This is a genomic window from Pseudoduganella plicata (assembly GCF_004421005.1).
GTDB lineage: Bacteria > Pseudomonadota > Gammaproteobacteria > Burkholderiales > Burkholderiaceae_D > Rugamonas > Rugamonas plicata.
This window is the reverse complement of the sequence record NZ_CP038026.1, coordinates 2947719-2968816: the sequence shown is the minus strand read 5'-3', so window position 1 is coordinate 2968816 and position 21098 is coordinate 2947719. Positions and strand designations below refer to the sequence as shown.

22 protein-coding genes are annotated in these 21098 nt (G+C 64.2%); 12 read left to right on the top strand and 10 right to left on the bottom strand.

All coding sequences use genetic code 11. From position 1 onward, the window contains the following. The first annotated feature begins 60 nt into the window (after positions 1 to 60). The 8 genes from E1742_RS12935 to E1742_RS12900 all read left to right on the top strand — a co-directional run bounded on the left by E1742_RS12935 (position 61) and on the right by E1742_RS12900 (position 9850). The gene (locus E1742_RS12935) at positions 61 to 963 is read left to right on the top strand and encodes a LysR family transcriptional regulator (RefSeq protein ID WP_134385342.1); all 903 of its coding nucleotides are present in this window, start codon (positions 61 to 63) and stop codon (positions 961 to 963) included. 62 nt (positions 964 to 1025) lie between these two features. After that, a complete protein-coding gene (hutU, locus tag E1742_RS12930; protein ID WP_134385341.1) occupies positions 1026 to 2735 on the top strand; it encodes a urocanate hydratase in 1710 nt (569 codons plus the stop codon). Between the two features lie 13 nt (positions 2736 to 2748). After that, entirely contained in the window at positions 2749 to 4302 is a 1554-nt protein-coding gene (gene hutH, locus E1742_RS12925; RefSeq protein ID WP_134385340.1) for a histidine ammonia-lyase, read from the top strand. Positions 4303 to 4315: 13 nt separating this feature from the next. Beyond that, positions 4316 to 5104 carry an N-formylglutamate deformylase gene (hutG, locus tag E1742_RS12920; protein WP_134385339.1) on the top strand — a complete coding sequence of 263 codons (789 nt, stop codon included), beginning with the start codon at positions 4316 to 4318 and terminating at the stop codon, positions 5102 to 5104. After that, positions 5101 to 6468, top strand: a complete 1368-nt coding sequence (locus tag E1742_RS12915) for a formimidoylglutamate deiminase (RefSeq protein WP_134385338.1) — start codon at positions 5101 to 5103, stop codon at positions 6466 to 6468. Before hutG ends, E1742_RS12915 begins: the two co-directional genes overlap by 4 nt. Further along, complete coding sequence (locus E1742_RS12910) at positions 6465 to 7055, top strand: HutD/Ves family protein (protein WP_134385337.1); 591 nt, start codon at positions 6465 to 6467, stop codon at positions 7053 to 7055. The genes E1742_RS12915 and E1742_RS12910 overlap by 4 nt, the downstream gene beginning before the upstream one ends. A 3-nt stretch (positions 7056 to 7058) precedes the next feature. Further along, positions 7059 to 8273, top strand: a complete 1215-nt coding sequence (gene hutI, locus E1742_RS12905; protein ID WP_134385336.1) for an imidazolonepropionase — start codon at positions 7059 to 7061, stop codon at positions 8271 to 8273. Positions 8274 to 8296: 23 nt separating this feature from the next. Next, positions 8297 to 9850, top strand: a complete 1554-nt coding sequence (locus E1742_RS12900; RefSeq protein ID WP_134388152.1) for an ABC transporter permease/substrate-binding protein — start codon at positions 8297 to 8299, stop codon at positions 9848 to 9850. A gap of 157 nt (positions 9851 to 10007) precedes the next feature. Here E1742_RS12900 and E1742_RS12895 read toward each other — a convergent pair whose 3' ends face one another. Continuing rightward, on the bottom strand, positions 10008 to 10490 hold the full coding sequence (locus E1742_RS12895; RefSeq protein ID WP_134385335.1) for a GNAT family N-acetyltransferase: 483 nt from the start codon (positions 10488 to 10490) through the stop codon (positions 10008 to 10010). Then, the gene (locus E1742_RS12890; protein WP_134385334.1) at positions 10487 to 11428 is read right to left on the bottom strand and encodes a DMT family transporter; all 942 of its coding nucleotides are present in this window, start codon (positions 11426 to 11428) and stop codon (positions 10487 to 10489) included. The genes E1742_RS12895 and E1742_RS12890 overlap by 4 nt, the downstream gene beginning before the upstream one ends. Before the next feature lie 157 nt (positions 11429 to 11585). Between E1742_RS12890 and E1742_RS27060 the strand changes: the two genes are divergently transcribed. Continuing rightward, positions 11586 to 11711, top strand: a complete 126-nt coding sequence (locus tag E1742_RS27060; protein ID WP_259772399.1) for a hypothetical protein — start codon at positions 11586 to 11588, stop codon at positions 11709 to 11711. Between the two features lie 3 nt (positions 11712 to 11714). Here E1742_RS27060 and E1742_RS12885 read toward each other — a convergent pair whose 3' ends face one another. After that, positions 11715 to 12152, bottom strand: coding sequence for an Mpo1 family 2-hydroxy fatty acid dioxygenase (locus E1742_RS12885; protein WP_134385333.1), 438 nt, complete (start codon positions 12150 to 12152; stop codon positions 11715 to 11717). Positions 12153 to 12221: 69 nt separating this feature from the next. Here E1742_RS12885 and E1742_RS12880 point away from each other — a divergent pair, with 69 nt between their 5' ends. Then, positions 12222 to 12710, top strand: coding sequence for a DNA-deoxyinosine glycosylase (locus tag E1742_RS12880; RefSeq protein WP_134385332.1), 489 nt, complete (start codon positions 12222 to 12224; stop codon positions 12708 to 12710). Positions 12711 to 12796: 86 nt separating this feature from the next. Here the strand turns inward: E1742_RS12880 and E1742_RS12875 are convergent, their stop codons facing one another. The 4 genes from E1742_RS12875 to E1742_RS12860 all read right to left on the bottom strand — a co-directional run bounded on the left by E1742_RS12875 (position 12797) and on the right by E1742_RS12860 (position 15421). After that, entirely contained in the window at positions 12797 to 13888 is a 1092-nt protein-coding gene (locus E1742_RS12875; RefSeq protein WP_134385331.1) for a DUF6516 family protein, read from the bottom strand. A gap of 315 nt (positions 13889 to 14203) precedes the next feature. Next, complete coding sequence (locus E1742_RS12870) at positions 14204 to 14536, bottom strand: CcdB family protein (RefSeq protein WP_134385330.1); 333 nt, start codon at positions 14534 to 14536, stop codon at positions 14204 to 14206. Continuing rightward, positions 14521 to 14778, bottom strand: coding sequence for a type II toxin-antitoxin system CcdA family antitoxin (locus E1742_RS12865; protein WP_134385329.1), 258 nt, complete (start codon positions 14776 to 14778; stop codon positions 14521 to 14523). The genes E1742_RS12870 and E1742_RS12865 overlap by 16 nt, the downstream gene beginning before the upstream one ends. Positions 14779 to 14866: 88 nt before the next feature. After that, positions 14867 to 15421, bottom strand: a complete 555-nt coding sequence (locus E1742_RS12860) for a cysteine hydrolase family protein (protein WP_134385328.1) — start codon at positions 15419 to 15421, stop codon at positions 14867 to 14869. 37 nt (positions 15422 to 15458) lie between these two features. Here E1742_RS12860 and E1742_RS12855 point away from each other — a divergent pair, with 37 nt between their 5' ends. Then, the gene (locus tag E1742_RS12855; RefSeq protein ID WP_134385327.1) at positions 15459 to 16007 is read left to right on the top strand and encodes an RNA 2'-phosphotransferase; all 549 of its coding nucleotides are present in this window, start codon (positions 15459 to 15461) and stop codon (positions 16005 to 16007) included. A 386-nt stretch (positions 16008 to 16393) separates the two neighbouring features. Continuing rightward, positions 16394 to 16654 (top strand): translation initiation factor IF-1, encoded by a 261-nt coding sequence (gene infA / locus E1742_RS12850; protein WP_134385326.1) that lies wholly within the window; start codon positions 16394 to 16396, stop codon positions 16652 to 16654. A 109-nt stretch (positions 16655 to 16763) separates the two neighbouring features. On the opposite strand, the gene E1742_RS12845 is transcribed toward infA, so the two are convergent. The 3 genes from E1742_RS12845 to E1742_RS12835 form a co-directional block, all read right to left on the bottom strand. After that, a complete protein-coding gene (locus E1742_RS12845; RefSeq protein ID WP_134385325.1) occupies positions 16764 to 17630 on the bottom strand; it encodes an alpha/beta hydrolase in 867 nt (288 codons plus the stop codon). A gap of 134 nt (positions 17631 to 17764) precedes the next feature. Beyond that, positions 17765 to 18955, bottom strand: coding sequence for a tetratricopeptide repeat protein (locus E1742_RS12840; protein ID WP_134385324.1), 1191 nt, complete (start codon positions 18953 to 18955; stop codon positions 17765 to 17767). A 79-nt stretch (positions 18956 to 19034) separates the two neighbouring features. Next, positions 19035 to 21020, bottom strand: a complete 1986-nt coding sequence (locus tag E1742_RS12835; protein WP_134385323.1) for a CocE/NonD family hydrolase — start codon at positions 21018 to 21020, stop codon at positions 19035 to 19037. Positions 21021 to 21098 lie beyond the last annotated feature (78 nt).

The following is a 21098-nucleotide window of genomic DNA, read 5'->3' as shown; positions in this document are numbered from 1 at the left end:
GTACGAAATTACGCACAATCGAATGCACGAACGCAAAGTGGAACGGGCTAAAGGACGGGCATGAACGTCGATCTGGGAGATTTGCAGGCTTTTGTCGCGGTCGCCCGCGCCGGGGGCTTTCGCGATGCCGCGCGCCTCGGCAGCGTGTCCGCGTCGGGACTGAGCGAGGCAGTGCGCCGGCTGGAGCAGCGCCTTGGCGTGCGGCTGCTCAATCGCAGCACCCGCAGCGTCGTCCCGACCGAGGCGGGGCGGGGCCTGCTGGAGCGTCTCGGCCCGGCCATGCGGGAAATGGAAGTCGCGCTGGACGTAGTGAACGGCTTTCGCGACCGGCCCACCGGCACCTTGCGCCTGAACGTGCCGATGGTGGCCACGCGCCTGGTGCTGCCCCCCATCGTGCCGGCGTTCCTGGCGCAATACCCCGACATCGTGCTGGACGTGATCACGGAAGACACCTTTGTCGACATGCTGGCCGCCGGCTGCGACGCCGGCATCCGCTACGAGGAACGGCTGGAGCAGGACATGATCGCCGTGCCTATCGGACCCCGTGTGCAGCAATTTGCCGCCGCCGCGTCGCCCGCGTATCTCGCGCGCCACGGCCAGCCGCGGCACCCTGGCGAACTGACAAAGCACGCGTGCCTGGGCGGCCACTTCGCCGGCACGACGCCGATCGAGTGGACATTCGAGCGCGATGGCGAAGTGCTCAACATCCTGCCGCGCGGGCCGCTGCTGGTGCGCCTCGGCGGGGCCGCCGACCTGGCGGTCACCTCGGCCATCGCCGGCACGGGCATCGTCTACCTGTTCAAGGACTGGCTGCAGCCGCACTTCGACAGCGGCGCGCTGGTGCCCGTGCTGGAACCGTGGTGGCAGAGCTTTTCCGGCCCGTTCCTGTACTACCCGGGGCGCCGCCTGGTGCCGGCGCCGCTGCGCGCGTTTGTCGACTTCATCCGGGCAAATGGTTCTTGACTTCGGTTGTATAGACAACTTATCCTTATCGCATCCACTACCGGGAATAAGGAGACGCCGCCATGAGCCAGCCGCACGAACACAACGACGATCCGCGCTTCGATGCCAGCCGCGACATCCGCGCGCCGCGGGGCTCCGAGAAGGTCTGCAAGACATGGGGCGCGGAAGCGGCCTACCGGATGATCCAGAATAATCTGGACAAGGAAGTGGCGGAGAATCCGCAGCACCTCGTCGTCTATGGCGGCATCGGCCGCGCCGCGCGCAACTGGGCGTGCTTCGACCAGATCCTGGCATCGCTGAAGGAACTGGGCGAGGAAGAGACGTTGCTGATCCAGTCGGGCAAGCCGGTCGGCGTGTTCCGCACCCATGCCGACGCGCCGCGCGTGCTCATTGCGAACTCGAACCTCGTGCCGAAGTGGGCCAACTGGGAGCACTTCAATGAGCTGGACCGCAAGGGCCTGTTCATGTACGGTCAGATGACGGCCGGCAGCTGGATCTATATCGGCACGCAGGGCATCGTGCAGGGCACGTATGAAACCTTTGCCGAGGCGGGACGCCAGCATTTCGGCGGAGACCTGTCGGGCCGCTGGGTACTGACGGCCGGCCTGGGCGGCATGGGCGGCGCCCAGCCGCTGGCCGCAACGATGGCCGGTGCGGTGTCGCTGACGATCGAATGCCAGCAAAGCAGCATCGACTTCCGCCTGCGCACGCGCTACCTGGACAAGCAGGCGGCAAACGTCGACGAGGCGCTGGCGCTGGTGCGCGAACACAAGGACAAGCGCGAAGCCATCTCCATTGGCCTGTTGGGCAACGCGGCCGACATCCTGCCGCAACTGGTGCGCAAGGCCAGGGAGGGCGGCCTGATTCCCGACCTGGTGACCGACCAGACCTCCGCCCATGACCTGATCAACGGCTACCTGCCGCAGGGCTGGAGCGTCGCCGACTGGAAGGCGGCGCAGCACGACCCGGCGCGCCATGCGGTCCTGAAAGCGGCCGCCGCGAAATCCTGCGCGGTCCACGTGCAGGCCATGCTGGACTTCCAGGCGCTCGGTGCCAGGGTGGTCGACTATGGCAACAACATCCGCCAGGTGGCGTTCGACGAAGGCGTCAGGAACGCATTCGACTTCCCCGGCTTCGTGCCGGCCTACATCCGGCCGCAGTTCTGCGAAGGGCGCGGACCGTTCCGCTGGGTGGCGCTGTCCGGCGACCCGGAAGACATCTATAAAACGGATGCGAAGATCAAGGAGCTGTTTCCGCACCACGCCAACGTGCACCGCTGGCTGGACATGGCACGCGAACGCATCGCCTTCCAGGGCCTGCCGGCGCGGATTTGCTGGCTGGGCCTGGGAGAGCGCCATATCGCCGGCCTGGCGTTCAACGACATGGTGAAAAATGGCGAACTGAAAGCGCCGATCGTCATCGGCCGAGACCATCTCGACACGGGTTCCGTCGCCAGCCCGAACCGCGAAACGGAAAGCATGATGGACGGCACGGATGCCGTCTCCGACTGGCCGCTGCTGAACGCGCTGCTCAACACCGCGGGCGGCGCCACGTGGGTGTCGCTGCACCATGGCGGCGGCGTGGGCATGGGCTATTCGCAGCACTCGGGCGTCGTCATTGTTGCCGACGGCACCGAGGAGGCCGCAAAACGGCTGGCGCGCGTGCTCGTCAACGACAGCGGCTCCGGTGTCATGCGTCACGCCGACGCGGGTTACGATACCGCTGTCGCCTGCGCCCAGCGCAATGGCCTGAATCTGCCAATGATCAAATAACCGAGTAATGAAGATGACGCAACCGAACCACACCCTGACCCTGAATCCCGGCAAGCTGACGTTGGCCGAGCTGCGCGCCGCCTGGACGGCGCACGGCCCGATCGCGCTGGCTGCCGAGGCCTATCCTGTCATCGACGCGTCCGCGCAGGCGGTGCAGGCCATCGTGCAGAAGGGCGAAGCGGCATACGGCATCAACACGGGCTTCGGCCTGCTGGCGAAAACCCGCATTCCGGACGACAAGCTCGAACAACTGCAGCGCAACCTGATCCTGTCGCATTCCGTCGGCACGGGCGACCTGATGCCCGACCACGTCGTGCGCCTCTTGATGCTGATGAAGATCGGCAGCCTGGCGCGCGGCTATTCCGGCATCCGCGCGGTCGTCATCGACACCTTGATCGCGCTGTACAACGCCGGCATCATGCCGGCCATTCCCGTGAAAGGTTCCGTCGGCGCTTCCGGCGACCTGGCGCCGCTGTCGCACATGACGCTGGCGATCCTGGGCGTGGGCGAGGTGCGCGTCAAGGGTGAACTGATGCAGGCGGCCGACGCTTTGACGTCGGCCGGCATTGCGCCCGTCGTGCTGGCGGCCAAGGAGGGCCTGGCGCTGATCAACGGCACGCAGGCGTCGGCGGCGCTGGCGCTGCATGGCCTGTTCATGGCCGAGCGGCTGCTGGAGGCGGGCATGGTGACGGGATCGCTGTCGCTGGATGCGGCCAAGGGCAGCGACTCGCCGTTCGACGCGCGCGTGCACGAAGTGCGCGGCCAGCCGGGCCAGATCGCCGCGGCGGCCATCTATCGTCAGCTGGTGACGGGCAGCGCGATCCGCGCCTCGCACCTGGTTGGCGACGAGCGGGTGCAGGACCCGTACTGCCTGCGCTGCCAGCCGCAGGTGATGGGCGCCTGCATGGACCTGATCGCCAACGTCACCCGCACCCTGCTGATCGAGGCGAACGCCGTCACCGACAACCCGCTGCTGTTCCGGGACGGCGATGAGGTCAACATCGTCTCGGGCGGCAACTTCCATGCCGAGCCGGTGGCGTTTGCCGCCGACACGCTGGCGCTGGCCATCGCGGAGATCGGCAGCATCGCCGAACGCCGCATCGCGCTGCTGATCGACGCGACCTTGTCCGGCCTGCCGCCGTTCCTCGTGCGCGAGCCGGGCGTCAATTCCGGCTTCATGATCGCCCATGTGACGGCGGCGGCGCTGGCGTCGGAGAACAAGTCGCTGGCGCATCCGGCCAGCGTGGACACCATTCCCACGTCGGCGAACCAGGAAGACCACGTCAGCATGGCCACGTTCGCGGCGCGCCGGCTGGACGAAATGGCGCACAATACGGCGGCAATCATCGGCATCGAGCTGCTGGCCGCGGCGCAGGGCGTCGACTTCCACCGGCCCCTGCGCACGTCGCCGCACCTGGAGCACGTGCATGCGCAGCTGCGACAGAAGGTGCCATTCTTCGACGCCGACCGATACTTCGCACCCGATATCGAGGCGGCCAAGCAGATGGTGTTGAAAGGCGAGCTGTCCGCCACGTGCCGCAACCTGTTTACGCCACTGCATCCGTAACGAAAGGACGCCCATGGACTACCGTTTCAGCGCAGGGGAGGTGCCGCTGCTGGTATCGATGCCGCACGTGGGCACCGATATTCCCGACGATATCGCCGCCACGCTGGCGCCCTGCGGACGGCTGCTGGCCGATACCGACTGGCACTTGGAGCAGCTGTACGGTTTCCTGGGCGAGATGGGCGCATCGACGTTGGCGGCGCGCTGGTCGCGCTACGTGATCGACCTGAATCGCCCGCCGGAAAACACGAACCTGTATCCGGGCCAGGACACGACGGGCCTGTGCCCCGTCGACACGTTCGGTCGCGAGCCCCTGTACCTGGAGGGCCGGGCGCCGGACCAGGCAGAAGTACAGCGCCGCCTGGCGCTGTACTGGCAGCCCTACCACGACTGCCTGCGCGCGGAGCTGGACCGGCTGCTGGCGCGGCATGGGCGCGTGGTGCTGTGGGAAGCGCATTCGATCGCGTCCGTCGTTCCCCGCTTCTTCGAGGGGAAGCTGCCGGACCTCAATTTCGGCACGGCCAACGGCGCCAGCTGCGATCCGGCACTGACGGAGCGCGTGACGGAAGCCGCGCGGGCGGACGGCAGGTTTACCGTTGCGGTCAACGGCCGCTTCAAGGGCGGCCATATCACCCGTCATTACGGCCGCCCCGGGCCGGGCGTCCACGCCGTGCAGCTCGAGATGTGCCAGTCCACGTATATGGACGAGATGGCGCCGTTCGGCTACCGGCCCGACCTGGCGGAGCAGGTGCAGCCGGTGCTGCGCACGATGCTGCAGGCGGCGATCGACTGGGCGCGCGCGTGAGTGCGCTGTTCTGCCGCCGCGCGCTGCTGCCGCAGGGCTGGCGCAACGACGTGCTGCTGCGCTGGGATGCCCAGGGCCTGCTGACGGAAGTGACGCCCGACGCGGTCGCGCCGGCCGATGCCGAAGTGGCGCAACTGGTCTTGCCGGGCATGGTCAACCTGCACTCGCACAGTTTTCAGCGTGCGCTGTCCGGCATGACGGAGATCGCTGGAGATGGACCGGACAGCTTTTGGACCTGGCGCGACCTGATGTACCGGTTCGCCCGCCAGATCACGCCGGAGCAGATGGGGGCGATTGCCGCCCAGCTGTTTTCCGAATGCCTGCGCCATGGCTACACGTCCGTTTGCGAGTTCCATTATGTGCACCGTCAGCCCGATGGCGCGTTATACGCGGATATCGCCGAGACGGCGCGGCGCGTCGTGGACGCCGCGCAGCTGGCGGGCATCGGCATCACGATGCTGCCTGTGCTCTACAGTTATGCGGGATTCGGCAACGCGCCGCTCCAACCGGAGCAAGCCCGTTTCCGCACGGATGCGGAAGACGTGCTGAAAATCCTGACGGCGCTGGAACCGTTGCGCAGTACCGCCGTCGAGGTAGGGGTAGCCCCGCATTCGCTGCGGGCAGCCTCGGTCGAGCAGATTCGCACGGTGCTGGCGGCGCTGCCGGGGGAGCGGCCGGTGCACATCCATATTGCCGAGCAGGTTGGCGAAGTGCGGCAGTGCCTGGATCATAGCGGGCGCCGCCCGGTGCGGTACTTGTTTGATCATCTTTCGGTTGACGCGCGCTGGTGTCTGGTCCACGCTACGCACCTGGACGATGACGAAACGGCCATGCTGGCGGCCAGCGGTGCCGTGGCGGGGCTGTGCCCGACCACGGAAGCGAACCTGGGCGACGGCCTGTTCCCGCTGGCGCCCTACCTGGCGCAGGGCGGCCGGTTCGGCGTGGGCAGCGACAGTCATGTGTCGCAGAGTCCTGTGGAAGAATTGCGCTGGCTGGAATACGGCCAGCGGCTTGTGCGGCAGGCACGCAATATCGCCGTCGCACCGCACGAGCGGCGGGTGGGCAACCACCTGTGGCAGGCGGCACTGGCAGGCGGTGCGCAAGCGGCCGGCCGTGCGGTCGGCGCACTGGCCGTCGGCTATTGCGCGGACGTGCTGGTGCTGGACGACAGCCACCCGAACCTGTACGGGCTGGCGGCGCCGGATGTGCTGAACGGCTTTATCTTCAGCGGTAACGACAATCTGGTACAAGACGTATTGGCCGGCGGACGGTGGGTCGTGCGCGGCCAGAAGCACGTGGCGCAACCGGCCATCGCCGCGCGCTTCCGACAGACGCTGGCCGAACTGCGCGAGTTGCGATCATGACGACGCTGATTCAGTATGCAAGCCTGAACCCCACGCCATGGAAGAACGGCGGGGGCTGCACCACGGAGATCCTGGCCTCCCCGCCCGGCGCCACATTGCACGATTTCGACTGGCGTATCAGCCTGGCGACGATCGCGCAGAGCGGCCCGTTTTCCGTCTTCCCCGGCATCGACCGCACATTGACCCTGGTCGATGGCGGCAGCGTCGTGCTGGACGTGGGCAACGAGCGCAAGGTGGCGTTGTCCGAACGCGAGCCGGTCGTCGCATTTCCCGGCGAGATCCCCGTCTCGGCCACCGTCGATGGCGTGCCGACGACGGACTTCAATGTGATGACGCGCCGCGAGCGCTGCTCGCACCAGCTGGAACGGCGCGTGGTGCGCGACTATTCCATCCTGGAGCGGCGCAGCGCGCTGACGGTGCTGTTCCTGGCCGAAGGCGAGACGCTGACGGTCTACAGCAGCCGCGAGCGCATGGCGCTGGTGCGCTATGATGCCGTGGTACTCGACCGCGAGGAAGTGTGGACGCTGGAAGCGCCCAGCGCCACCGTCTTCATCGTCGACATCATGCCCAACGAGGAGGACGACTAGCGCATGACACAGTGGGACCTGCTGATCACGAACGTCCACCTGGCCCGCATGACGGGCGGTGGCTACGGCGAGTTGCGCGACGGCGCGATTGCCGTGCGCGATGGCCGCATCGCCTGGCTCGGTCCTGCTGCCGAAGCGGCAGGGCAGGGTGAGGCCCGCGAGGTGCGCGATGGCGGCGGCTGCTGGCTCACGCCCGGGCTGGTCGACTGCCATACCCACATCGTCCATGCCGGCAACCGCAGCGACGAATTCGAGGCGCGGCTGAACGGCGCCACCTATGAGGACATCGCCCGCGCCGGCGGCGGCATCATGTCCACCGTGCGCGCTACGCGCGCCGCGGGCGAGGAGGAGCTGCTGGCGGCCAGCATGCCGCGCATCGCCAGCCTGCTGGCCGAAGGCGTGACAACCCTGGAGATCAAGTCCGGCTATGGGCTCGACCTGGCATCCGAAGCGAAGATGCTGCGCGTGGCGCGCAAGGTGGGGCAGACGATGCCCGTGCGCGTGGTCACGACATTCCTGGGCGCGCATGCGCTGCCGCCCGAATACGCGGGGCGGCCGGATGCCTACGTGGACGCTGTGTGCGCCATGATCCCCGCTCTCGTCGGGGACGGGCTGGTCGATGCCGTCGATGCCTTTTGCGAGCGCATCGGCTTTACCCGTGAGCAGACGGAACGCGTGTTCGACGCGGCGCGTGCGCACGGCCTGCCAGTCAAGCTGCATGCCGAGCAACTGTCCGACCAGCAGGGGGCGCAGCTGGTGGCGCGCTTCGACGGCCTGTCGGCCGACCACCTGGAACACCTGAGCGAGGAAGGCATCGCCGCGATGGCGCAGGGCGGCACCGTGGCCGTGCTGCTGCCGGGCGCCTATTACTTCCTGCGCGACACGACGCCGCCGCCCGTTGCCGCGTTGCGCGCGGCCGGCGTGCCGATGGCGGTCGCCACGGACAACAACCCCGGCACGTCGCCGATGACGTCCCTGCTGCTGGCCATGAACATGGCGTGCACGTTGTGGCGCCTGACGCCGCTGGAGGCGCTGGCCGGCTGCACGGCCCACGGCGCGCGCGCGCTGGGACTGGCGGACGAGATCGGCACGCTGGAAACCGGCAAGCGCGCGGACTTCGCGCTGTGGCGCATCGCCCGGCCGGCGGACCTCAGCTATGCCATCGGCTTCAATCCCTGCGCTGCGGTCGTCAACGGTGGCGTGTGGCGGGCCGCATAGTGCGGTTGCCTGGCTCGTCGCTCCTGTGCGCCGCGTTGCTGTCGGCCGCATTGCCGGCGCTGGCGGACGACGTGCTGCGCGTCGGCTCGAAGCGCTTTACGGAGTCGTACATCCTGGCCGAAGTGGTGACGCAGACGGCGGCGCCGCACGCGCGCACGGAGCACCGGCAGGGCCTGGGCAACACGGCCATCGTGCTGGAAGCGCTGAAGAACGGCAGCATCGACGTCTATCCGGAATATGTGGGCACGATCGACCAGGAAGTCCTGAAGCACGACAAGCCCGCGTCACTGGAACAGATCCGGCGCGAGCTGGCGCCGATGGGCCTGGGCGTTGCGATCCCGCTGGGTTTCAACAACACCTACGCGCTGGCCGTGCGGAGCGACACGGCGGGCGTGCGCACGCTGTCCGACCTGGCAAGGCAGCCCGGCCTGCGCTTTGGCCTGTCGCATGAATTCATCGGCCGCGCCGACGGCTGGGCCGGCCTGCGCCAGCGCTACGGCCTGCTGCAGGAACCGCGCGGGCTCGACCACGGCATTGCCTACGAAGCGCTGGCGCAGCGCCAGGTGGACGTCATCGACATTTATTCGACAGATGCGAAGATCGGCCGCTACAAGCTGACGGTGCTGGAAGACGACAAACATTATTTCCCCCGCTACGACGCGGTGCTGCTGTACCGCCTGGACGCCGCCAGACGCTTCCCCGCGGCCTGGGCCGCGCTGCAAAAGCTGGAAGGCCGCATCTCCGCCACCGACATGATCGCGATGAACGGCGCCGCCGAGCTGCAAGGCCAGCCGTTTGCCGGCATCGCCAAAAACTGGCTGATGTCCCACCCGGCCGAGCCCGTGTCTACCTTGGGGTCATCACGGGGACGCCCAGTCCCCGACATGGACACGGGCTCATCCGCGTCCGCGTTACCCCCTCGCGTGAACACAGGTTCAGCCGCACCAAAATTCACCGATGTATTGTTCGCATCCGACCTCGGCCGCCTGACGGGCCAGCACGTGCTGCTGGTCGCCTTGTCCGTGCTGCTGGCCTGCGTCGTTGGCGTGCCGCTGGGCATTGTCGCGGCCTGCCAGACGCGACTGCGTCAAAGCGTGCTGGGCCTGGCGGGCATGCTGCAGACGATCCCGTCGCTGGCGCTGCTGGCGATACTGATTCCGCTGCTGGGCCGCATCGGCATCGTGCCGGCGCTGGTCGCGCTGTTTGTCTACGCCTTGCTGCCCATCGTGCGCAACACGTGCACAGGGCTGGCTGGCGTGCCGCGTGGGCTCCAGCAGGCGGGGCTGGCATTGGGACTGAACCGCTGGCAGCGGCTGTGGCACGTGGAGTTGCCGCTGGCGCTGCCGGTGATCCTGGCGGGCGTCAAGACGGCTGCGGTGATGAGCGTGGGTACGGCCACCATCGCCGCCTTTATCGGTGCGGGCGGCTACGGCGAACGCATCACGACGGGGCTGGCGCTAAACGACAACAACATGATGCTGGCGGGTGCCATTCCCGCCGCGGTGCTCGCGCTGCTGACGCAGGCATTGTTCGAACTGGCCGAGCGACGGTTTGTGGTGCAACAGGTACGTCACTGAAGTGCGCAGCCGACATCTGTAAGCAATTTCCCGTCGCGGTAAGCATTTGTAAAGGGAGGGGCAGGGCCGGGGACGGGCGATTATATTGAACCCGTCGATTCATCTCCCCTCCCACTTGACAATGGGTTGTCTCCCACGCCGCGTGCGTGGGATTTTTTTAGGCGCCGCGGGCCAGGTGCATCAGCGCGTCGCCGGTGACGCGGCAGATGCGCCAGTCCGGCAGCACGTCCGCGCCCATCTTCTCGTAGAAGCTGATGGCGTTGGCGTTCCAGTCCAGCACCGACCACTCGAAGCGGCCGCACCCGCGCTCGACGGCCAGCGCCGCCAGCGCGACCAGCATCTGCTTGCCGTAGCCCTTGCCGCGACGGTTCTGCTTGACGTACAGGTCTTCCAGATACAGGCCCTTCTTGCACAGGAAGGTGGAGAAGTTATGGAAGAACAGCGCGAACGTCACCACCTCGCCGTGCTCTTCGCCGACAATCGCCTCGCATGGCGGCCGCACGCCGAACAGCGCGTCCTGCAGCATCGCTTCGTTGGCGATCACCATGTGTTCCAGTTTTTCAAACACGGCCAACTCGCGGATCATGGCGAAAATGGACGAGACGTCTTCCGGACGGGCGGGGCGGATATGCAGGCTCATGAGGCTTTCTTTAACAGGTCGGGATCGATGGCGACAACAGGTCGGGCGGGCGTCGGCGTGCGCAGCACCCAGGCAACACTGCCCAGGCACAGTACCATGCCAGCCCATTCGAGGACGCCGGGGCGGAAATGTTCCAGCCGGATCGACAGCAGCACGGAGATCACGGGCGTGACGACGCCGATATACACGGCCTTGTGGGAACCGATGCGGTCGATCAGTGTGAAGAAACAGGCAAAGGCGATGACGGAGCCGAACAGCGACAGATAGATCAGCCCGGCCCAATAGCGCGCCGTCGGCGGGGCCACGAAGCGCTCGCCCGTCGCCAGCGCCCACAGCGCCACCAGCAGCGTGCCCCACAGCATGCCCCAGGCCATTGTCAGCAATACGTTCGGGGCCTGTTGGCGCACCTTGACCACGACCACGTTGCCGAAGGAGCTGGCCAATGTGGCGGTCAGCGCCAGAATCAGGCCCAGCAGGAAGTGGCCCTCGCCGCCGGCCAGGATGTCGCGGATGGCATTGCCGATCGACTGGTAGAACAGCAGGATGACGCCGGACAAGGCCACGCTCCCGGCCGCCCACGTGCGCCAGTTCAGCGGCGTGCCCAGCACGAGCCGGCCGATCAGCGGATTCCAGAACACCATCAGCGCGAACAGCACGGCAACCAGCGCCGACACGAGGTATTGCTCGGCCGAATACGTGCAGATATAGCTGAGGCCGAAGGTGGCACAGCCTTGCAGGATCGTCCAGCGCTGCGCATGCCAGGAGAGCGTCAGCTTGTCGCCGCGCAGCTTGCACCACGCGAACAGCGCGGCGGACGCCAGCGCAAAACGGTAGACGACGGAAACGCTCGGCGGCACCTCACCCAGTTGCAGCGTGATGGCCCAGAAGGTTGAACCCCAGATGAGGCTGGCGATAAGGAAGAGCAGCGAGGAAGGCATCGAAGCAGTATACGGCGCCGCTAAAAATTACTCCACGGATATCGCTTGTTGTTGAGCTGCACGGCCCCATTGATGGCTGTCAAGCCACACGCAGCCAGCTTAATCTTTGTCGTGAAGAAAAGTATTATTCAAAGACCAACCCTTCCAATGGTGCTTCGTGAGCAAACCCCTGCAGATGAAAGTCGCTTCCGTGCTCGGCTATGTCGCCGTGCTGATGGTCACGCTAATCCTGTATTCGGAAGAAGCCATACCGGTCGGCTGGGTCGTGCTGCGCGGGCAATGATGATCAGTAGGCGAGGTTGAAGCGGCGGTACAGGAAGCTCAGCACGAACAACGGGCCGATCAGCAGGAAGCGCAAGTCGTCGAAGAAGGACGGCTTCTTGCCCTCGATCATATGGCCGATGAACTGGCCGATCCAGGCCAGCACGAACATCGCAATGCACAACGGCAGGACGGTCATCGGCGGCAATGCCGCTAAAATCCCAAGCATGACAAGCGCCATCACCAGCATCCCGGCCGAGAACGGCCGCGAAAGCTTCCAGTAGTACGCCAGGCACGCCGCCACGGCCGCGATGGCCACCAGCGGATGCAGCCACCACAGGAATCCCAGCAGCGACAGCATGATCAGCGGCACGCAGACAAAGTGGATCAACTCGTTTGTCGGATTGCGGTGGCTGTCGCTGTACTGGTCGAGCAGCGAATGGATGGTGCGCGGGTCGCTCATTGGTTGTCTCCTGTGTCTGTGCACTTTGTGCCGATTCTACACCGAAGCTTAGCCGCTACAATTGCTGGTATGACCGCTCCTCTCACGGGCCTGGCGCCCGTCATCGACAGCAACACCCGCGTCCTGATCCTCGGCAGCTTCCCCGGCGCCGCCTCGCTTGCTGCCCAGCAGTACTACGCCCACCCGCGCAATGCGCTGTGGCCGATCCTGTCCGCGCTGACGGGAGAGGATCTCGTCAGCCTCCCTTACGCCGACCGGCTGCCGCGCCTGCTGGCGCACGGCTTCGGGCTATGGGACGTGCTCGGCGCCTGCGAACGCGAGGGCAGCCTGGATTCGGCGATCCGCAACCCGGCGGCAAACGATTTCGAGCGGCTGCATCGGCTGTGCCCGGCATTGGAGACTGTGGGGTTTAACGGGCAGACGTCGGGAAAGTTTGCTCCCCAGTTTGCCGCGGCGGGTTATCGGACGGTGGTGTTGCCGTCGACTTCGCCGGCGTATGCGGGGATGTCGCTTGATAATAAAATCGAGGAGTGGCGAAGGGTTACGCACGCATCGTAGACCAAATAACCTACGACCTCGCAATCAGCATTTTTTCTTGACGTTGGACAGCTTTAAGATTACTTGAAGAAGCAACTTTGGTCGTCTTACGCCTTGCCGAACGGTTGCGCTGCAAGCTTGCTTTGCCACTGTGTTTCCGCATTCTCGATTAGCTTTTTTATCGCTTTAAGGTCAGCGGCAACGAATCCGTATGTAAAACTCGGCTCAACCTTGTTTTTATTCGCCTTTCTTAAATCGCGATGGACATGGTCCGGGCCATATGCGACGTGATGGTGATTGGCAGAATCAATTCTTGAAACTGGTCTTCTCCGTGGGTCCTGGATAATATAAGCATAGTCGTGTAATGCATCTTGGCGGACAATAACGCGAAAGCCGGACTTACGCTTAGCGGTGATAGTCGCTCCGCTAACCTTCTCATTTTCGCAATCTAGATCCTTGAGCAGGGCATGGCGGGTGATGGTGAGTGCGTATTTGCCGTGAAGAACAACCGTTGCTCGAGCAAAGAATGGTGCAGGAATGCCAGTCTTGGAACAGATATAGTTGAATAGCGTCGGATGATTCATTGCCTCAGTCTCGTGCTCGCCACAGAGCTGGAAACCAACCAGCACTCCCTTTTCTGCCATAATGGTCGCGGTAGACATGCGGTCCGTCTTGCTCTCACAGAACATGCACCGGCCATTGGACGATAGCCAAATCCCTTGCTCGACCGAGGTATTTTGGATGCGTCCGTCTAACAAGCCTTTGAATGTTCTGCTATTCGCCTCCCATTGTGTGTGCCATTTTGCATATCTTTCGGGGTAGCACTGGTCATCTATTAATTGGGAGAGCTGTGCATCGTTCACTGGCGGCAGCCTCACACTATGTTCTTCCAAAAAGCTGCCTATAGCCGCAACGGCCATTAGATCTTGCGTTTTCAGGTAGTAGATGCGTGCTGCGGGGAAACTATTTGTCACCGAGTAGAGCGCATTCAAATAGAAAACGCCGCGAGCAATGTAGATATGGGTGCTATCAGCCTTCTTCATCATTCGCAAGAGCTCGTCCAGACTACGCAACTGAATCGAAATGACAGGCATCTCCGGCTTTAACAGGTTTACAGCGAAACTTTTGACTCCGAGGTCGATGTTGTACCCATCGAGGTTATGGGCAATGCAAACCTGTATTAATTCGTTCAAGCTCATATATGCTTCGCGTGTAAAAATTTACTTTCTTCGATATTGTTGCGAAAAGCGCGTCGAATGTTGAGCTTAATAGCAGTCCATGGGAGCGTCCGTGTAGTGTACGTCAGTTTGATGGCAGTTCTGCGATAGTCAGGCCGCCAAGGTATAGAGCACGCGGTCCCGAAACGCGTTGGCTGGCCCGCAGCTCTGCCAGTCGGTCGAATCCTCCGACTAATTAGACGGGAGTATTGAGGGACTGACTTAGGCCGTTAGCATGATTTCAAGCTATAAAGTAGGGTTTTAACTCCACATTAGACGTTTCGTCACTGTCGCGCTTCAGTACGCCCCGAACACCCGATCTAGCGCCGTCTGAATCGCCAGCCGATGCTCGAGAGCCGAGCCGGCGCGCACCTTCAGTTCGGCAAGCGGAATAGCCCCCATCTGCGGTGTGTCGAGAAAGCAGTCGTTGCCGTCAACCTCGATGATGGGAAACAGATCCGCAGGCAGCGTTGCGGCCGAGAAGCCGCTCAGGCTGCGCAGTGGGATGACGATGCGCGTCCTCAGCCCGCTGATGACGTTGCTCTGCACTTCCACCAGGTACGGAATGCTGGCCTTGTTGCGGCCGGGGTTGGCGTAGATGTCGAAGCGCGCCATCAGAACGCGCGCCATTCCTGCAGCGCCACGCCTTCCGTTTCCACCACGCTGTTGTAGCTGGACAGGAAATCGGCGTGTTGCGCATTCCACTGCTGTTCCTTGCGCGCCTGGATCTGTTCGCGCAGGGTTTGCTCGCACACCTGCGAGATATTGATGCCGAAATCCTTGGCTGCGAGATACACGTCCATCGCCAGCGTGATGTTGGTGGCTTTCTTAGCACGCGGCTTCTCTGCGGGGGAGGGCAGTGGTGCATTCATGTTGGCATCCCATGCGCATGGTTGATGTGGGTGTCTTATTATACGCCGGCCAAGGCCATCGCGGCGACAGGCTCTGCCTGATCGGGATTCAGACGTCCATCTGCGTCAGCACCGCTGCGGTATCCACTACCTGCGCGTATTCCCCGTCCAGGTTGGCCAGTGCCATCCAGTGCACCTCGTCGGCGCTGCGAGGGTTGCCGGCATAGTCGTCCCGGGCGAAAGCAAATGTCGCGTCGGCGACCACTTGCGTCGTAAAGCCGAGGTTGCCGGCTGTGCGCGCGGTCGATTCGACCGAGTTGTTGGTGCTGACACCTGTGACGACCAGCCGGTTGATGCCGCGCACGTGCAGCCACCGTTCCAGTCCCGTATTGATGAAACTGTCGGGCACGTTCTTCTCCACGACGTGCGCATGCGGTGCCGGTAGGAAGCGGGGCTGAAACTCGACGCCCTGTTGTCCTGGCCAGAATGGCGAACCCGGCGTGCGCGAGATGTGGCGCACGTGGACAATTGGCGCCTCCGCGTTGCGCCAGGCGTCCAGCAGGCGGCCAATATTGTCCTCGGCCTGCGGATTGTTGCGCTCTCCGGCGGCCGGGTCGGCCATGCCTTGTTGCATGTCGATGATGATCAGGGCGGGCAGCGGCATCGGGTCTCCTGTGAATTCGGCTACGCTAGAATGCCTGATGACCGACAAAAAAGTAAGCATCAGTAAATTCCTCTCCCTGATCCTGCGACATGCGCCGGACACCATCGGCCTGACGCTCGACAAGAACGGCTGGGCCGACGTCGCCACGCTGCTGGAGAGAGCACACGCGCACGGTAAGCGCTTCACGCTGGAAGAGCTGCGCGAGGTAGTGACCAGCAACGAGAAGCAGCGCTTTGCCTTCAGTGAAGACGGCTGCTCCATCCGCGCCAGCCAGGGGCACTCGCTCAAGTCCGTCGACCTGGAACTGGCACCGGCCCAGCCGCCGGAGATTCTCTACCATGGCACGGCCAGCCGCTTCGTCACGGCAATCCGCAAAGAAGGGCTGAAGGCGCAATCGCGCCAGCACGTCCACCTGTCCGAGGCGCGGGCGACGGCCGTCAGCGTCGGCACGCGCTATGGTGTGCCGGTCGTGCTGTCGATCCGCGCCGTGCAGATGACGGCCCAAGGGCACGTGTTCTACCGCGCCGATAACGGCGTCTGGCTGACGGACGCGGTACCGCTGCGGTTTATCGATTTCCCGGGATAACAACACGCCGTACGGTATTTGTGCGCCGCACAAACAGTTGTGCTATACTTTGTTCTGTCGATGGAGTTGATTCCGTCGGCCCCTCCTGGTAACGCAAGGCAGGCGTGTGTAAAGCCGCGATGCGAGTTTAGCCCGGAAGGTTGTCATACCAGACATTGGTCGAATTACACGTTGGAGGCACCATGCAGATAGCATGGGCGTCCGAAGCATCCGCACCACGCAGATAGCATGGGCTGGAGCAGCGATTCAAGCATTGGCATTACATTGAAACGAAGCCCGCAGCAAGCGGGCTTTTTTTTCACGAATTTACCCCCATATCGGTATGACGCAGCATCCGGCACCAGACGGCGTCCGGCAATGGCTCCGTGCCACTCACGAAAGGAATTATGGCTAAAGAAGAACTGATTGAAATGAACGGCCTCGTTACCGAAATCCTGCCCGAGATGCGTTTCCGCGTCGACCTCGATAATGGCCACAAACTCGTAGCATATACATCGGGCAAAATGAAGAAAAACCACATCCGTATTCTTGCGGGTGATCGTGTCACGCTGGAACTGTCGCCCTACGACCTGAACAAGGGTCGCATCGTTTTCCGTCATATCGAACACCGAGGCCCAGCGCCCACTCACCAGGCCCGCCGTCGCTGATCGCGGCCGCAGCCGAGAGTCCATCGCAGTACCCGTTCGCTGCATTCATCACGGGAGCGCAAAAAGCCGCCGCGGATTTCCGCGTTGCGGCTTTTCGTCGTTAACGACCTTATGCCGCCGAAGGCGCCGTTGCCGCCAGCGGCTGTGTAACGGCAAACTGCGTCGTCAGGAAGCGTGCGATCTTCTGCTGCGTCGCCGGCAGGTATGGGATATTCATGTGATCCGAGTCGGGAACGATTTCGTCCTGGTGGATGCGCGTCATCTGCGCCACCAGCTGGTCGGTATGGGAGTGCGGCACGACATCGTCGCTGGCCGCCCGCAACACGTAAGTTGGCGCGCGCAGCAGTGACGCGTATTTGACGGACTCGAAACGGTGCCGCAGTACGAAGCTGACAGGCACCACGCGGAACTTGCGCTGCGCCAGCGCCAGGATCGAATCGTACGGCGTGATCAGCACGACGGAGTGGGCGGGCCGCTCCTTGGCCACCTGCACTGCCACGCCCGAGCCCAGGCTGCGGCCCACCACGGCCACCCGCCTGGCATCGACGTTCTGACGGCTGCACAGCCAGTCGAACAGCATGCAGCCATCCTCGACCATATGCTCTTCGCCCGGCACGCCGCGCGAATCGCCATAGCCCCGATAGTTCATCGCCAGTACCGTCATGCCCGGAAACAGTGTGCCCGCATCGCGCACGACCCACGACACCTCTTCGGAGCGCCCGCCGAAGTAGACGACGGCCGGGTGCGGACCGGGTCCGTGCGGCGTCATCAGCCAGCCCGCCAGGCGGGTGCCATCGCTGGCACGCAGCACCACGGCACGCGTGCGATGGCCCGCGCTGCGGGGGCTCTGGACCTCGCGGATCAGCGTCGGATTGAACAGGAGCTTGCGCTGGCTGGCCGCGATCATGGATACCATGCCGGCCCAAAGGAAGCCCGCCACGCCGACGGCTGCCGCCACTTTTCGGGATGTACTCATGCTTAGAGTCTACTCCCAAACCCGGCGGCACGTCCCCGTGTGTATTGTGATTTTTGTATGAAAAGTTGTCGGACAGTTAGCTGGGCAACATAACCGTTGCACCTTTACGCAAAACAGGGGGCTGTCCCGGGTGTTCAGGGCCTGCGCGCTTCGGCGCCACTCGCGCGCAGCCGGTCCAGCTTGGCAGCGTACAGCTCGTGATCCTGCCGCGTCGTGCTGGCATTCAGGGCCATGCGCAGGTGCCTGGCGGCCCCGTCCAGGTCGCCCAGCTGGTAGTCGGCCGCGGCCAGCCAGAAGTGGAATTCGTGGTACGTGGGATCGCGCCGCAGTTCGCGCTGGAACAGCTCGCGGGCGCGGCGGTAGTCACCTGCCTGCATCGCCTCGCGGCCCAGGTTGAAGTAGCGGAACGGCTGCTCCGGCTGCAGCCGCGCCAGCTTCGCCTTCAGTTCGCGCGCCTCGTCCATGCGGCCTTGCCGTTCGACCACCTGCGCCAGGTTGGACAGCGCCATCGCGCTCCTCGGATCGCGGGCCAAGGCATAGCGCAACGTCAGCTCGGCCTGTGCCAGGTCGCCATGGCGGCGATACACGACGGCCAGCGTGTTGTATGCGTACAGCAGGTTCGGATCGGCCAGCACGGCGTTGCGCGCCCACCAGTAAGCATCCGTGAAGTTGTCGCGCGCCAGCGCCTCGGCGGCACGGTTGTTCATGAACATCGCCACGACGGTCTTGCGGCCGATGGGATAGCCTTCCTTCTGCCGGCCGTCGGGCGGCGGCAGGAAGTCGATGACGGTGTAGTTCTCGCGATCGTAGCCGCCGGCCGCCTCGCGCATGATGCGGCCCAGCTTGAGGTTGACGTGGCCGCTGTTGAAGTAGATCTCGCCGCTGCGGCTCCAGCTGTCCTCCGTCGGCACGCTCTGGAACACGACAGGGATATTCAGCGCCTGGGCCAGCGCGGCCGTCATGATGACGAGCGACAGGCAATTGCCCTGGCGCGCCGCGAACGCTTCCGACGCCGTGCGCGTAATGGCCGAATCGTATTCCAGCTGCAGCTGGTCGCGCCGGTACAGCGCATCGAACAGCGCGCGGCGGATCTCCTTGCCACGCCGCTCCTGCGTGACCGCCTCGGTGTACGCCCGCATGGCAGGCGTCACGGCGAAGATCTGGTCTTCCGTCAGCTGGACGGTTGAGGGCGGGAACAGGGTGTCGGCAAACAGCGCCGCGGGCGGGGCAGGGACGTCCCGGGTGCTGGCGCAGCCGGCCAGCACGATGACGGAGAACAGAACGAGCAGCTGGCAAAACAGCCGCGGCAAGGATGGATACTTCATGGCGCATCTCCTTCCGGCCAAGTATCCTCCCGCTGCCGCGGCTTGTCAAAATGCGTTCAGGCGCGCTCGCCTGCCGCTCTTAACGCGCCGGCAGGACCAGCACTTCCAGTCCCGACGGCGTCGCCGGCGTGTGATACACACGTTGCGTCGCCTTCTGGAAGTCCTCCGGCCCGGCTTTCGGAATATCGGTAAACGTCTGCGGGTTCAGGTCCACCAGCGGGAACCACGTGCTCTGCACCTGCACCATGATGCGATGGCCGCGCCGGAACGTATGGTTGACGTCACCCAGGTGGTAGCTGACCGCTTCCACCTGGTTCGGCACGAACGGCTCCGGCTTCTCGAAGCTGTTGCGGAACTTGCCGCGCAGCGGATTGCCGCGCACCAGCTGCTGGTAGCCCGCCATCGTCAGCGTCGGCGCCGGCACGTCGTTGCCGCGCGCGCGCTTGCCGCTGCTCGGGTATTCGTTCGGATAGACGTCGATCAGCTTGACCACCCAGTCGGCATCCGTGCCCGTCGTCGAGACGAACAGCTTCGGTCGCACCGGGCCGGCGATCGTCACGTCTTCTTCCAGCGGCTCGGACTGATACACCAGCACGTCCGGCCGGGTCGACGCGAAGCGCTGGTCCGATACCATGTATTCCTTCGGCACGCCGGTCGCCGGATAGCCGATGTACGGCACCGGCTTTTTCGGATCGCTGACGTACTCGTCGTAGCCCGTGTCGGTGGCCGGCTGCGTGGTCGGCTTCTGCCAGCCGAGGCCGCCGTTGGCGCCGAAGTACAGCACGCGGGCCTTGGCCTGCTGCGGCGGCCACGCCGTGTATTGGCGCCATACGTTACTGCCGGTTTCGAACGCCGTGACTTCGGCGATGGCCTTCTGCGGCTTGATGCCTTTCAGATGCTGTTCGAAGAACGGGAACTGGATCTGCTTGCGGAAGTATTCGCCCGTTTTCATGTCGAACTGCACGTGGCCCAGCGCCTTGCCGTCGCTGCGCGCCCAGCCGCCGTGCACCCACGGTCCCACCACCAGACCGCTGAACGTGCCGGGATTGTTGCGCTTGATGGCGGCGTACGTCGTGAACGGGCCTTGCGCATCCTCCGCATCGAACCAGCCGCCCACCGTCAGCACCGCCGCCTTGACGTTCTTCAGGTGCGGCGCGATATTGCGGCTCTTCCAGAACTCGTCATAGGTTGTGTGCTCGATGGTCGGCTGCAGCAGCACGCGCTGCTTCTCCGTCAGGCTGGACAGGATGTTCGACAAGGTCAGGCGCTGCAGGAAGTAATCGTAGCCGTCGGCCACGCCGTAGTCGAAGTGTGACCACGTCTTCGGCAGCGGCGTCGGGTTCGGCTCTTCCGTGAACGCGGAATAGAAATCGAAGTTCGCCGCCAGCATGAACGCGCCGCCGTGATAGGAATCGTCGCCCATGTACAGGTCCGTCACCGGCGCCTGCGGCGAAGCGGCCTTGATGGCCGGATGGGAATCGATGATGCTGGCCGACGTGTAGAAGCCGGGGTAGCTGATGCCGTGGATGCCCACCTTGCCGTTATTGTTCGGCACGTGCTTGAGCAGCCATTCGACCGTGTCGTGCATGTCCTGGCTCTCGTTGCCTTCGCCGGCCACGCGCTGTGTCTTCCCATGTGGCGTCATTTCCTGCCACTTCCCTTCGGACATGAAGCGTCCGCGCACGTCCTGCTCGACAAAGATATAGCCGCTGTCCTCGAACTCGCGCGACGGACCGATCTTTTCGGGCATGAAGTCGACGCCGTAATGGAGCTGGTCGTCCTCGCCTTCCACGCCGGCGCTGTACGGCGTACGCTGCATCAGGAACGGATAACTCTTGCTTGTATCCTTGGGGACGTAGACCACGGTGAACAGGCGCGTGCCGTCGCGCATGGGAATGCGGTATTCATACTTCGTGTAATGCTCGCGCAGATCGCGCCTGGTCTCCTTGGCGCCATCCGCTTCCGACGTGGCGACGCCGGTCGCATGCGCGGCGGTGCCGGCGGCATGGACGGAGCCAAACGCGAGCGCCAGCGACAGGGCAAGGAGAGAAAGGTGACGGGGCATGATTTCCTTCAATCGGTATACACACGGCCCGCCAGTGTAGCCGAGATTGAAAGAAAACCCGGCCGCCGTTCGGCGGGC